This is a genomic window from Deltaproteobacteria bacterium (genome assembly GCA_016874775.1).
Taxonomy (GTDB): domain Bacteria; phylum Desulfobacterota; class Binatia; order Bin18; family Bin18; genus VGTJ01.
Genome location: VGTJ01000006.1, coordinates 52,673 through 65,933, shown reverse-complemented (window position 1 = coordinate 65,933; position 13,261 = coordinate 52,673). Strand labels below are relative to the sequence as shown.

12 protein-coding genes are annotated in these 13,261 nt (G+C 52.9%); 11 read left to right on the top strand and 1 reads right to left on the bottom strand.

The annotated features are described in order from the left end of the window. The first annotated feature begins 207 nt into the window (after window positions 1-207). The 5 genes from urtA (FJ147_01775) (at window position 208) to urtE (FJ147_01755) (ending at window position 5,131) form a co-directional block, all read left to right on the top strand. A complete protein-coding gene (gene urtA / locus FJ147_01775) occupies window positions 208-1,461 on the top strand; it encodes an urea ABC transporter substrate-binding protein (protein ID MBM4254606.1) in 1,254 nt (417 codons plus the stop codon). Between the two features lie 208 nt (window positions 1,462-1,669). Next, on the top strand, window positions 1,670-2,551 hold the full coding sequence (gene urtB / locus FJ147_01770) for an urea ABC transporter permease subunit UrtB (protein MBM4254605.1): 882 nt from the start codon (window positions 1,670-1,672) through the stop codon (window positions 2,549-2,551). Window positions 2,552-2,553: 2 nt separating this feature from the next. Further along, window positions 2,554-3,681, top strand: a complete 1,128-nt coding sequence (gene urtC / locus FJ147_01765) for an urea ABC transporter permease subunit UrtC (GenBank protein MBM4254604.1) — start codon at window positions 2,554-2,556, stop codon at window positions 3,679-3,681. After that, on the top strand, window positions 3,678-4,415 hold the full coding sequence (urtD, locus tag FJ147_01760) for an urea ABC transporter ATP-binding protein UrtD (GenBank protein MBM4254603.1): 738 nt from the start codon (window positions 3,678-3,680) through the stop codon (window positions 4,413-4,415). The genes urtC (FJ147_01765) and urtD (FJ147_01760) overlap by 4 nt, the downstream gene beginning before the upstream one ends. A gap of 26 nt (window positions 4,416-4,441) precedes the next feature. After that, on the top strand, window positions 4,442-5,131 hold the full coding sequence (gene urtE / locus FJ147_01755; GenBank protein MBM4254602.1) for an urea ABC transporter ATP-binding subunit UrtE: 690 nt from the start codon (window positions 4,442-4,444) through the stop codon (window positions 5,129-5,131). A gap of 158 nt (window positions 5,132-5,289) precedes the next feature. Here the strand turns inward: urtE (FJ147_01755) and FJ147_01750 are convergent, their stop codons facing one another. Beyond that, window positions 5,290-5,661 (bottom strand): urease subunit beta, encoded by a 372-nt coding sequence (locus FJ147_01750; protein ID MBM4254601.1) that lies wholly within the window; start codon window positions 5,659-5,661, stop codon window positions 5,290-5,292. Window positions 5,662-5,937: 276 nt separating this feature from the next. On the opposite strand from FJ147_01750, the gene FJ147_01745 reads away from it, so the two are divergent. The 6 genes from FJ147_01745 to urtE (FJ147_01720) all read left to right on the top strand — a co-directional run bounded on the left by FJ147_01745 (window position 5,938) and on the right by urtE (FJ147_01720) (window position 13,261). Further along, window positions 5,938-7,284 carry a hypothetical protein gene (locus tag FJ147_01745; GenBank protein ID MBM4254600.1) on the top strand — a complete coding sequence of 449 codons (1,347 nt, stop codon included), beginning with the start codon at window positions 5,938-5,940 and terminating at the stop codon, window positions 7,282-7,284. Window positions 7,285-7,361: 77 nt separating this feature from the next. Continuing rightward, window positions 7,362-8,642, top strand: a complete 1,281-nt coding sequence (urtA, locus tag FJ147_01740; protein ID MBM4254599.1) for an urea ABC transporter substrate-binding protein — start codon at window positions 7,362-7,364, stop codon at window positions 8,640-8,642. A gap of 277 nt (window positions 8,643-8,919) precedes the next feature. Next, window positions 8,920-10,551, top strand: coding sequence for an urea ABC transporter permease subunit UrtB (gene urtB / locus FJ147_01735; GenBank protein ID MBM4254598.1), 1,632 nt, complete (start codon window positions 8,920-8,922; stop codon window positions 10,549-10,551). Window positions 10,552-10,636: 85 nt separating this feature from the next. Then, window positions 10,637-11,731, top strand: a complete 1,095-nt coding sequence (gene urtC / locus FJ147_01730) for an urea ABC transporter permease subunit UrtC (protein ID MBM4254597.1) — start codon at window positions 10,637-10,639, stop codon at window positions 11,729-11,731. Further along, on the top strand, window positions 11,728-12,552 hold the full coding sequence (gene urtD, locus FJ147_01725) for an urea ABC transporter ATP-binding protein UrtD (GenBank protein ID MBM4254596.1): 825 nt from the start codon (window positions 11,728-11,730) through the stop codon (window positions 12,550-12,552). The genes urtC (FJ147_01730) and urtD (FJ147_01725) overlap by 4 nt, the downstream gene beginning before the upstream one ends. A 13-nt stretch (window positions 12,553-12,565) precedes the next feature. Next, window positions 12,566-13,261: an urea ABC transporter ATP-binding subunit UrtE gene (gene urtE, locus FJ147_01720; protein ID MBM4254595.1), complete on the top strand. Its 696-nt coding sequence runs from the start codon at window positions 12,566-12,568 to the stop codon at window positions 13,259-13,261.

Genomic DNA, 13,261 nt, shown 5'->3' with positions numbered 1-13,261 from the left:
GTCGCCCGCGTTCATCCAGCTCTTCGACCAGACTTCGATACTTAGACCGAAGCCAGCACACAATGGTCTCGTCTCTCATCCCTGCTCTTGTGCAGAGGCTCTCCACTCCGGTCAATCACTATTGCGGTAAGTTGTTTCCTGCCACCGCCTAAAGTGTCCCTTTTGAAATATTCCGCGTTCACAAAGAACATCGCATTGGAGTAGATAATGAAACTACGTGTGCGTTCTTCTGCAGTATTTCCCCGTAATCTTTTCCGTCTCATTAGTCTCTACGCTGTTGGCCTCGTGTGGTTGGCGACCTCGTCAACCACAGGCGGGGCGAATACGTATGTCACTGCCGCCGTCAACACGACGGGTCTCTCGATTACCGATAATGCCGTGACGGTTGGTCAGATCCGTTCGCTGACTGGAACCATGGCGATTAGTGAGGTGTCGGTTGCTGAAGCTGAGAAACTCGCCATCGATGAAATTAACGCTAGCGGTGGGGTGTTAGGACGGCAGATCAAGTTGATTACTGAGGATGGAGCCAGCGACTGGCCGACGTTTGCCGAGAAGGCCAAGAAGCTCTTGGACAATGACAAAGTGGCGTCAGTGATGGGATGCTGGACATCGGCGTCACGCAAAGCGGTACTACCGATTTTTGAACGCAGCAACGGGCTGCTCTATTACCCGACATTCTATGAAGGGTTAGAGGCGTCCAAGAACGTCATCTATACCGGTCAGGAAGCGACCCAGCAGATCATTGCTGGTATCGAATGGGCGATCAAAACCCAAGGCAAGAAAACCTTCTATCTCCTGGGGTCAGATTACATCTGGCCACGCACGTCAAACAAAATCGCTCGCAAAGCGATCGAGAAGTTTGGCGGGGAAGTGGTAGCTGAGGAATACACGCCGCTTGGTCACACTCAGTATGGGTCGATTATCAACAAAATCAAGTTGAGGAAACCAGATGTGATTTACAGTATCATCGTCGGTGGCAGCAATGTCTCCTGGTATAAGCAGCTCAAGGCTGCTGGGGTAACTGCCGACAAGCAGATGTTGTTAACTATCTCCATTACTGAAGACGAAATTCGCGGCATTGGTCCCGAAAATGTGACCGGCTTCTATGCTTGCATGAAGTATTTTCAGAGCCTGGATATTCCAGAGAACAAAAAGTTTGTTTCTGCCTTTAAAGCGAAGTACGGCGCTGATCGCGTGATCGGCGATACCATGCAAGCTGGTTATCTGGGGCCGTACTTATGGAAACTGGCGGTCGAGAAGGCTGGAAGCTTTGATGTGAATAAAGTCGCCGCAGCCTCTCCTGGGATTACCTTCGCTGCCCCTGAAGGGGAAGTGAAAATCCATGAGAATCACCATCTGTGGAGTAAGACCCGGGTTGGACAAATTCTGCCCGACGGTCAGGTGAAGGTGATGTGGGAGTCGAAGTTGATTGAGCCCAATCCGTGGCCGGAAGGGTATTAGTAGTCAGTCACATTGATTCTGCGGGTAGAGAGGCGTCATTCCGGGCGAGCAATGCGAGACCCGGAATCCAGGAGGCTTAAGCTGCGGCCTGTGCCGGATACCCCTGGATGCCCGCCTGTGCGGGCATGACGAAAATGGACTCCCGATAATTCAGCACGACTGTCTACGAGGTTCTTCCCTCCAAGGAGCAACTATGGACATCCTCATCATGCAACTATTCAGCGGCCTGAGCCTGTTCACCGTGCTCTTATTGATGGCTCTGGGGCTGGCCATCATCTTTGGCCTTATGGGCGTAATCAACATGGCACACGGTGAGTTCATGGCGCTTGGCGCGTATACTACCTACCTCACTTCAATTGTCGTTGAACAGCATACCCCTGGTGCGATGCCGATATACTTGCTTGTGGCCGGGCTGCTGGCTTTCTGCGTCGCTTTTGCGGCAGGCTACGGTGTGGAATGGGCTCTGATTCGTCACCTCTATAAACGTCCGCTGGATACGTTGCTTGCCACCTGGGGGCTGAGCTTGGTCATGCAGCAGACCTTTCGTTCGGTGTTCGGCGCCCAAGAAGTTGGTGTGCCGATGCCGGATTGGTTGCTGGGCTCCTGGAAGGTGACAGAGACGATCGATATTCCTCTGAACGGTCTGTTTGTGATGGGTTTATCGATCATCACTACGGCGGCAGTCTTTCTCTTGTTGTTCCGTTCGCGCTGGGGCTTGCGGGTACGTGCGGTCACTCAGAACCGCATCATGAGTGGCGCAGTGGGGATCAACACCAAGAAAGTTGACCGTCTGACCTTCGCGCTCGGCTGTGGCATTGCTGGCTTGGGTGGTTCCGCCTTTACGACGATTGGCTCAACCGGACCATCGTCGGGACAACTGTATATCGTCGATACGTTTCTGGTTGTGGTCTTCGGCGGCGTACAGAGCTTGCTGGGTACCATTGCGTCAGCCTTTACCATTGCTGAAAGTCAGTCTTCGCTGGAATTCTTCATGAGCGGGTCGATGGCCAAAGTGATCACCTTGCTGTCGATCATCGGCATTTTGCTCATCCGTCCCGAAGGATTGTTTGCCGCCAAAGTCAGGGGATAGCCATGCCAACCCATACGAGATTCTTCCAAGATCGGCCCTATTGGATCTCACTCCTCGTGCTGTGTGGACTACTGCTGGTTATATTCCCACTGGTCTTTGATCTCTTTCGTCTCAATCTGATTGGCAAATATCTGACCTACGCTTTTGTGGCAGTTGGGTTGGTCTTGTGTTGGGGATACGGTGGCATTCTCAGTCTCGGACAGGGCGTGTTTTTTGGTTTGGGTGGATATTTGATGGCGATGTTCCTCAAGCTGGAAGCGTCAGATGTCATCACCACCGCGAAACAAAACACGCCGGGTATTCCTGATTTTATGGACTGGAACCAGCTCACCGCGTTGCCGTGGTTTTGGCAGCCGTTTTACAGCTTGACGTTTACCTTGCTATCGATCCCGATCGTGCCGGTGTTGGTCGCTACACTCATTGGCTTAGCGATGTTCAAACGCCGGGTAGGCGGTGTGTACTTTGCCATCATCACCCAAGCGCTAGCTGCGATCCTGAGTATTCTTATCATTGGTCAGCAGGGGTTGTGTGGTGGCATCAACGGCATCACTGATCTACGGACGTTGAAAGGTTGGGATATCAACACTGATAGTGCGAAATACATTTTCTACTTCCTCAATGTCGCCTTGTTGGTTGGGGTACTGATCTTCAGTAAATTCCTCCTGGAGAGCAAACTCGGACGCCTGTTAGTCGCCATTCGTGACAAAGAAGATCGGGTGCGCTTCTCTGGTTACGATGTTGCGCATTTCAAAGTGTTTATCTTCGCCTTGGCTGCGCTCTTTTCCGCACTTGGTGGGGCGATGTTTACCCTACAAGTTGGTTTCATTTCCCCTTCGTTTGTTGGCATCGTGCCGTCGATCGAGATGGTGATCTTTTGTGCGGTCGGTGGTCGTTTCTCGTTGATTGGTGCGGTCTATGGCGCTTTGTTAGTGAACTTCGCCAAGACCTTTCTCTCAGAGAGTTTTCCTGCCCTCTGGCTCTATTTTATCGGCGCGTTGTTCATGGCGGTTGTGTTGGTCTTTCCCAATGGTCTCGCAGGATTAGTGGCGCAGTGGGAGGAGCGAGGCGATTGGAAAGCCTGGTTGCGACGCTGGGGCATGAAACCGCGGAGCGTGGAGGCGTCGTCATGAACAATGTCGTGTTATATGTCGAAGGACTCACTGTGACATTCGACGGATTCAAAGCGGTTGATAGTTTAAATTTCTATGTCGACAAAAACGAACTGCGTGTGGTGATTGGTCCGAACGGCGCAGGCAAGACCACCCTGCTCGATTTAATCTGCGGCAAGACCAAAGCCAGTAGCGGATCAATCCGCTTCAAGGAACGGGAACTGACCTCGATGACCGAGCACGACATCGTTCGCGCTGGCGTCGGTAGAAAATTTCAAACGCCGTCGATTTACGAGAACTTGACCGTCTATCAAAACTTAGAACTCTCCTGTTCACAGAACCGTGGAGTGCTCGGAGCATTGTTCCGCCCCCTTTCTCCTGACTATGAACGGCGCATTGAAGAAGTCGCCACCCAGATTGGCCTGGCGTCCCAATTGTACGAGGTCGCGGGTCTGCTCAGCCATGGCCAGAAGCAGTGGCTGGAGATTGGCATGCTGCTGATACAAGATCCCGAGTTGCTTCTGCTTGACGAACCTGTCGCCGGAATGAGCCCGCGCGAGCGCGAGCAGACCGCTGCGCTGCTGAAACAGATTGCTGCCAATCGCTCAATGATCGTCATCGAGCATGACATGCAATTCGTCGAAGATATCGCCCATCGCGTGACGGTGCTCCATCAAGGAAAGATCCTCAGTGAAGGGGTGATGGGCACGGTGAAGAATGACCCGCGTGTGGTGGAAGTCTATCTCGGACACTAACCCCAACCGGAAAGAGCAGTGCACTTATGTTGAATGTTGAGGCGGTGAACGTCAGCTATGGGGATAGTCGCGTCATTCACGACCTCAGCTTTCTCGTGCGACCGCAAGAGTCGGTAGCGATTCTTGGTCGTAACGGCATGGGCAAGACGACCTTGTTAAAAGCGCTCATGGGCATCATTCCCACCCGTTCTGGACGGGTGTCGATGCAGGACGAGGACATTACTCACAAAGAGAGTTATGAGCGGGTTGCTAAAGGGCTCGCCTTTGTCCCACAAGGGCGGATGATTTTTCCCCAACTCACGGTCGAAGAAAATATCCAAACTGGCTGTGAAACTTCTTCTTCAACCACAATTGGCGAGGAGGTCTATTCTCTCTTTCCTGTGCTGTTTGAGATGCGTCGCCGCAAGGGAGGCAATCTGTCAGGTGGACAACAGCAACAACTCGCCATTGCTAGAGCATTAGTCAGCAATCCTAAAGTGATCCTGCTCGATGAGCCGACCGAAGGCATTCAACCCTCGATCATTAAAGACATCGCCAAGGTCTTGGGTGAGGTTAAACGCACAATGCAGATTGCTTTCGTAGTATCGGAGCAGATGTTGAGCTTCGCGCTTGATATTGCCGATCGCATTCTCATCATCGAGAAGGGCGCCGTCGTTCACGAAGAGGAACGCCAGCGCGTTGATATCGACAAGGTGAAACAGTATCTGACGGTCTAAGCTACAGCAAATTGCCGTTGCGTTTGTCCGAATTCCTAGCTTCCCACCCTCACCCTAGCCCTAGCCCTGGCAGGGAGAGGGAACCGCTAGTGAATTGCGAGTGGATGTGGAGAATGGCCAGGATACACGTAACTAAAAACCCTTCTAAATCACTCCACCTACGGCTTCGTTAAAAACCCCTGCTCCCCCACAGCCTGTAACGCACGCTGTCGTACGCCGATATCGGTAACGTCTCCATCGGTGAGACTATTCAACCCAAGGATACGACGCTGACCAGCAAACGGTACGAGCGTGACTTCTTTGTCCTCACCGGGTTCAAAACGTACCGCCGTCCCCGAAGGAACATCGAGGCGCAGACCGAATGCCGCGGCACGATCAAAACGCAGCGCGCGATTGACCTCAAAGAAATGATAGTGCGATCCGACTTGTACCGGACGGTCACCGGTGTTGATGACGCGCACCGTGGTGGTCGGTCGCCCTGCATTGAGAGTAATACTGCCCTCCGCCGGAAAAATTTCTCCTGGAATCATGGGCGGCGTTCTCCTTGTTTTGTTTTCTTTATTTCAATTCGCAAGAACCCTGCCGTCATCCACTGATCTCAATTCTTTGGCTCTTTCCCTCTATTAATCCTCCGTTTGAGGGAGAAACCGTGGGAAGCTGTTGCTCTACCAACACCTTGCCTAAGTTTTGAGCGCATCGCAATTGCCCAACAATTGCGCCTTCTGCGCCTGAATACGTTTGAAATCCAGTGCTTTCCGCTAGTTACGGGATTTCCGTACGACGCGAGAAACTTCTTGTTAGATGGCATGCCTATTGCTCTCTCCCTGGGACCTACACATCACAGGGAGGACGGCATGAGAAGACAAGGGTGGCGAGGGATCTGTCTCATCGCGCTAGCGGTGACGTTTGCCTACAAACCAGTCTATGCACAACAGAAGGAAGACATCGGTCAGTTACGTCAACAAATGGCTGAGCAACGTCGGCTCATGGAGGCGATGGAGAAACGGCTAATGGAGTTAGAAGGAAAGGAGAAAGAGCGATCAACAAAGGGTTTAGAGGCAGGGTATACCAAAGGGGAAGGCCCATTACGGCGCGAATTTACTGCCAAAGATATCTATGACGGAGGGTTTTTTGTCAAAACGGCAGACGACAGTTTTTCACTCAAAATGAATGGGTTCGCGCAGGTCCGTTACACGTTTATTGATGCAGAGCAGAGTAAGAGTAATCACAATTTCGATGTGGCGCTCGCACGGCTCGCATTCTCAGGGCATGTTTTCGACCCCAACTTTACCTACTTCATGCAGTATGAGGCGAGTACCTTTGGCAATAACAATCGCGTGACTGCCCTCGACTGGTGGATGAAGTACAGTTTCTCTCCTGAGCTAGCCATCCAGGCTGGCCGTTTTATCCTCCCGTATAGCCGACAATTCTATACTCATCCGGGGAACCTCCTGTTCTCGGACCTCTCGGCTGCCGATTATGCCTTCAATCTGCAGCGAGCCGTTGGTACTCATGTTGGTGGAAAAATCGGTCGGCTCGCCTACGATGGTGCTCTCACCAATAGTATCCGTGCGCTTGATGCTGGTGGGCAGCAAAATATCGGGAACGAACTGGCATGGCTCGGTCGCCTTGAACTCGATGTGCTAGATTCGTACGGGTATCTTGAATCCTCGCCCACACCTGCTAGCAAGCCGCAACTCTCGATCGGGGCAGCGGCTGCGTTCAATCCGATTGACGAAGGGTCAGCCTTCCAAAACGTCCTGCCTGGCGATCGCACAACCAATGCAACTATTGATGGTGGTTTTCGCTGGGATCGCTTCACGCTGCAGGCCGCAGGTCACTTTCGTCATAACAACTTCAAAGCGTTCAACCGGAAGAGTGCTGACGATTGGGGGTATTACGTTCAAGCCGGGTATTATCTCGTGCCTGGGCGCTGGGAGCTGGCTGGTCGGGTTTCTGGTGTTGATTTTGGCCGCGCTAATAACCCCGCGGTGCTCGGTGACATCATGGAGTACACCGGCGGTCTGAATTACTACCTCTATGGACATAACCTGAAGTTACAAATGGACTATAGCTTCCTCGATACTGATCGTTTCTCAGGGGCGCATCGTAGTGCGCATCAATTGCGAGTTCAGACACAGTTCCTATTCTAACAACGTAAAAGGGAGGAAAAATAATGATCGGAAGTGATGTTGTTTGGCGAGTCCGTGGCGTGACATGGCGTGGATTTATGCGGGTAATAGCAGTGGTGGGAATATTGCTCTGGGCCCTTGGCATGGCGGAAGCCGATGGGCCGCCGATCAAAGTTGGCATTCTCCACTCGTTGAGTGGAACCATGGCGATTAGTGAAACGTCCTTGAAAGACGTGGCGTTGATGGCGATTGAAGAGTTGAACGAGAAGGGTGGGGTGTTGGGGCGGAAAATTGAACCGGTGGTGGTTGACCCAGCCTCGAACTGGCCGCTGTTTGCCGAGAAAGCGCGGGAATTGATTCAGAAGGAGAAGGTCGCAGTTGTCTTTGGCTGTTGGACCTCGGTTTCGCGCAAGTCCGTGCTGCCAGTGTTTGAAGAGCTGAATGGCCTGCTCTTCTATCCTGTGCAGTACGAAGGTGAAGAATCGTCGTACAACGTGTTCTACACCGGTGCAGCGCCGAATCAGCAAGCGATTCCCGCAGTCGAATATCTGATGAGTGATCAGGGCGGTGGAGCCAAACGTTTTGTGTTATTGGGCACCGATTACGTGTATCCACGGACAACCAACAAGATTCTTCGCTATTTTCTGACATCGAAGAAAGTTGCTGAAGCCGACATCATGGAGCAATACACGCCGTTTGGTCACAGTGATTATCAAACTATCGTGGCTGACATTAAGAAGTTCGCCACTGGCAAGCGCACGGCGGTGATTTCCACCATCAACGGAGATTCTAACGTCCCGTTCTATAAAGAGCTGGCAAACCAAGGGCTGAAGGCTGAGGATATTCCGGTCGTAGCATTCTCAGTTGGTGAGGAAGAGTTGCGGGGAATTGATACCAAACCACTGGTTGGTCACTTGGCCGCATGGAACTACTTCATGTCGATCGACACGCCAGAAAACAAAGACTTCATTGCTAAGTGGAAGGCTTACGTCAAGAAACATAATCTGCCAGGTGGTGATAAGCGCGTGACCAACGATCCAATGGAAGCAACCTACATTGGCATCAAGATGTGGGCACAAGCTGTGAAACAAGCGGGCACGACAGACATCAGTGCGGTCCGCCAAGCAATCGGCTATCAGAAGGTGAAGGCACCCTCGGGTTTTGAGATTCAGATGGATGCAGAGAATCATCATCTGCATAAGCCGGTGCTTATCGGTGAAGTACAGGAAAACGGACAGTTCCAGGTGGTGTGGAAAACCCCAGGACCAATCAAAGCGCAGGCGTGGAGCCCGTTTATTCCAGATAGCGCGAAGAAAGTAGCGAACTGGACCTATCCGTGGGTGTGCGGGAACTGCACTGAGCCGAAGTATAAGAACTGATTAGAGATAGAGGTTGGGGGGTAGAGGGTTGGGTGTCTGCACCTTCGTAGAGTGGGCACCGCCCACCTTCCTCTAAATCTGGCCGTATGGGTAGGGGCGACCCCACGTGGCCACCCCTAATGAATTTTGACAAACAAATTCGGGAAGAGTCTGCTCTGCAGATTCAGGTTCCCTCTCCCACCGGGAGAGGGACAGAGTGAGGGATAAAAGAGAGGTCACCGATCTTGCTTGTCAATTTTCATGAGGGCAACCACTTTAGCGCACTCGTAGTTTTCCTATGACCCATTTTTTTGTCCTGTTCCTCTTTTCCTTCTGGACACTGTGTAGCATAACGTCTCCAGCCACACCCGCTCGTGCTGATGACTCGCCATCACCACTCCAAGGCCTGGCAGCAACTAGCCTAGCTGAGGTAGAACACACCCTTGCTGAGATTGGATTACGAAATGAGGTTTCTTCACTTCCTGTGTTAGAAGCCTTTCGTGATCGTCGTCTACGGGTTGATGAAAGTGGAACTCTGTATATCGTTAGTGAAGATGGCGCCAGCGTACGAGAAGCGGTGAGTGGGGCTGCTGCAACGGTTGCTATCGATCAATTGCGTACGCCAGTTGTAAGCAACATGATCCGGCGTACGTTGTTACCGGTTATCGCCCAGCTACAATTGCAGTCTGCGGATCCTGCGGTGCGTCTTGCCGCAGCCGAAGAGCTGAATAAGCGCCCTCGTCCTGAAGCGATCGAGCCGATCCGTACCGCATTGGCAAAAGAAACTGACACCCGCGTACGCACTATTCTCGAAGTGGCGCTGGCGCAGATGCAACTATCGAGTCCAGAGCCGAAGGTTCGTCTGGAAGCGATCGCTATGATCCGCGCAGCGGGAAATTTGGGCTTGAAGTCACAACTTGAAGCGTTGTTAGGGAAACGTGATGATGGTTCGTTTACTGAGCCTGATGCGGCGGTTCGCCAAGCAGTTACCGATACCCTTGCGAGCTTTGAACGCTCGCAATTCTGGATTAGTACAGTCGGAAATTTGTTCTACGGGTTGAGTCTCGGCAGCATCCTGTTACTCGCCGCATTAGGGCTAGCTATCACTTTCGGGTTGATGGGTGTTATCAACATGGCGCATGGCGAGATGCTCATGATTGGCGCCTATGTGACCTACGTCAGTCAACGCGTGTTTCAAGCGTACGTGCCGACGTCGTTTGACTATTATCTCCTGGCGGCGATTCCGGCTGCTTTTCTGGTGTGTGCAGCGGTCGGTATGTTGATGGAACGAAGTGTGATTCGTTTCTTGTACGGGCGACCATTAGAAACTTTACTCGCGACCTGGGGTATCAGCTTAGTGCTCATTCAGAGTGTGCGCCTGCTCTTTGGCGCGCAGAATGTCGAGGTTGCCAATCCGTCCTGGCTCTCGGGTGGAGTCGAAGTGCTCTATGGCATCGTGCTGCCGTACAGTCGCCTTGCCATTATCATGTTCGTCGTCTTGGTGGTGATAGCGGTCTGGTTGTTATTACAGAGGACGCGGTTGGGTCTGTACGTCCGCGCGGTGACACAAAATCGCTCAATGGCCGCATGCATGGGCGTTGCCACGGCACGCATCGATATGTGGACCTTTGGCTTGGGGTCGGGGCTTGCTGGTCTCGGTGGCGTGGCCTTGTCGCAGATTGGCAACGTCGGACCAGAACTCGGGCAGTCGTACATCATTGATTCATTCATGGTGGTCGTGCTAGGTGGTGTCGGCAACATTGCCGGAACGGTACTGGGCGGACTTGGGCTCGGGCTGATCAACAAACTGTTAGAACCAATGGCGGGCGCGGTGTTAGGCAAAATCGGCGTACTTATTTTCATCGTGTTGTTTATCCAGCGGCGTCCACAAGGGCTCTTTGCGCTCAAGGGCCGCATGGCGGAGGGCTAGCGTGAGCGATTCTTCAGTGAGGGGTGTGTCTGGTGAGATAAGCCTGGCACAAAAACAAGCGTTCGCAACGACAGGGCGTAGTTCCATACGAGAGGCCGCGCTCACTGTCCATTCACGCCGCGAGTGGCTTGTCCTTGGGGTGCTCGTTGGAATCTCCCTGATCGGCATTCCATTGTTGAACCGTCTGCCTGCGAGTGAGTCGGCTATACACGTTCCTGATTACCTCATCCCGCTCCTAGGGAAGTTTGCCTGTTATGCCATAGTCGCGCTCGCCATGGATTTGATCTGGGGATATGCAGGCATTCTCAGTCTTGGTCACGGTGTATTCTTTGCCTTGGGTGGCTATGCCATGGGCATGCACTTGATGCGGGCGATGGCTGGCGAAGGCGTGTATCGCAGCGAGTTGCCTGACTTCATGGTCTTTCTCGATTGGAAAGAGCTGCCGTGGTACTGGTACGGCTTTAGCAACTTTGGCTTTGCCTGTTTCATGGCACTGTTTGTTCCTGTGTTACTGGCGTACGTGTTTGGCTACTTTGCCTTCCGCTCGCGCATTCGCGGTGTCTACTTTTCTATCATCACGCAAGCGCTGACCTATGCGCTGATGCTGCTCTTCTTTCGCAACAACACTGGCTTTGGTGGCAACAATGGCTTGACTGACTTCAAGCGTATCATCGGATTCTCCCTCCAGGAACCCTCGACAAAGCTCGGACTCTACATTGCTTCGGTTGCAGCACTGACGCTTGTCTATCTATTGTGTCGTTATCTGGTGGTGTCCAAGCTAGGGCGGATCTCGATGGCTATTCGCGATGCCGAGAGTCGCGTGATGTTCTGCGGGTACGATCCGCGTAGTTACAAGTTGTTTCTGTGGGTGGTATCGGCTGCGGTCTGTGGGCTCGCTGGCGCGCTGTATGTTCCGCAAGTCGGCATTATCAATCCCAGCGAGATGCAACCGGCGAACTCAGTGGAGATGGCGATCTGGGTCGCTGTCGGTGGGCGTGGCACGCTGATTGGCGCCGTCATGGGCGCGTTCCTGGTCAGTGGCACCAAGAGTTGGTGCACCGGCGCGTTTCCTGACTTGTGGCTCTACATTCTCGGCGGGCTCTTTGTGGTGGTGACGTTATTTCTTCCTGGAGGCGTGGTCAGCCTCGCGCGTGTATGGAGCCGACCAGCAAAGGCATGAGGGAGATGAACACACCAGAGCGACATATCGAGGGTAGCGCGACCGGCGCGCACGTGCTGCACCCTGGGGTAGTCGACGCTTCGCATGGCGTCATTCTCTATATTGAACATCTCACCGTCAGCTTTGATGGGTTCAAAGCACTCAACGACCTCAATTTATACCTCGATACAGGTGAGTTGCGCTGCCTCATCGGTCCCAATGGCGCCGGGAAAACCACACTCATGGATGTCATTACCGGCAAAACGCGACCAGACGCGGGCACGGTTTTCTTCGGCAATACATTAGACCTTACGCAGATGGCTGAGTACGAAATCGCCCAGGCTGGTATTGGCCGCAAGTTCCAGCGGCCCACGGTGTTCCAAGGACACACAGTCTTCGAGAACCTTGAGCTTGCCATGCAAACTACGAAGGGGCTGTGGCACAGTTTGGTAGCGCGCCTCACGGGCGAGCAACGCAGTCGTATCGACGCGACCCTGGCAACCATTGGCTTAACTGAACAGATCCATACTCGTGCCGGATTGTTGTCACATGGTCAAAAGCAGTGGTTGGAACTTGGCATGTTGTTGATCCAAGAGCCACAACTATTGTTGGTTGATGAACCGGTGGCAGGCATGACGCCACACGAAACCGAACGGACGGCGGAATTGCTCCTCTCACTGGCGGGAAAGCATACGGTCGTGGTGGTCGAGCACGATATGGAATTCGTCCGTCGTTTAGCGCGCAAGGTTACCGTGCTGCATGAAGGTCGCGTGTTGGCCGAAGGAACGATGGAGGCCATTCAGAATAACCCACAGGTCATCGAAGTGTATCTGGGGGCATAAAGGCGAAGACACAATGCTGCAGATTTCCGGTCTCAATCAGTACTACGGAGAAAGTCACATCCTGTGGGATGTCTCCTTGCAGGTTCCCGAAGGCGCCTGTGTATGTGTGATGGGACGTAATGGTGTCGGCAAATCCACGCTCCTCAAGGCGATTATGGGGTTGCTGCCGATTGAGCGTGGCAATATTTCCTTTCGCAATCAGGAGTTCGCCAAGCGTCCGACAGAAAGCCGCGTGCGTTCCGGTATTGCATACGTGCCACAAGGACGTGAAATCTTCCCACAACTCACGGTCGAAGAAAATTTACGTATCGGCTTGGGTGCGCGTTCAGACAAAGGGCGTGATATTCCCGCGGAAATCTTCACGTGGTTTCCCGTGTTGCAACAGATGCTCGGTCGACGTGGCGGCGATCTCTCAGGTGGTCAACAACAACAACTGGCGATCGGTCGTGCACTGGTGACCAAACCGCAACTGTTGATTCTTGATGAACCGACCGAAGGGATACAACCAAATATCGTCCATGAGATCGGCGATATTATCCAGCGACTGAACCGCGAGCAGAAACTCTCCGTGCTCCTGGTTGAACAGAAGCTTCCCTTTGCACGACGACTGGCTGATGCTTTTGCCATTATGGAAAAAGGTTCCATTGTCGCCTCAGGTGACATGACTCAACTGACGGATGAAGTCATTCGGAAACATCTCTCGGTGTGA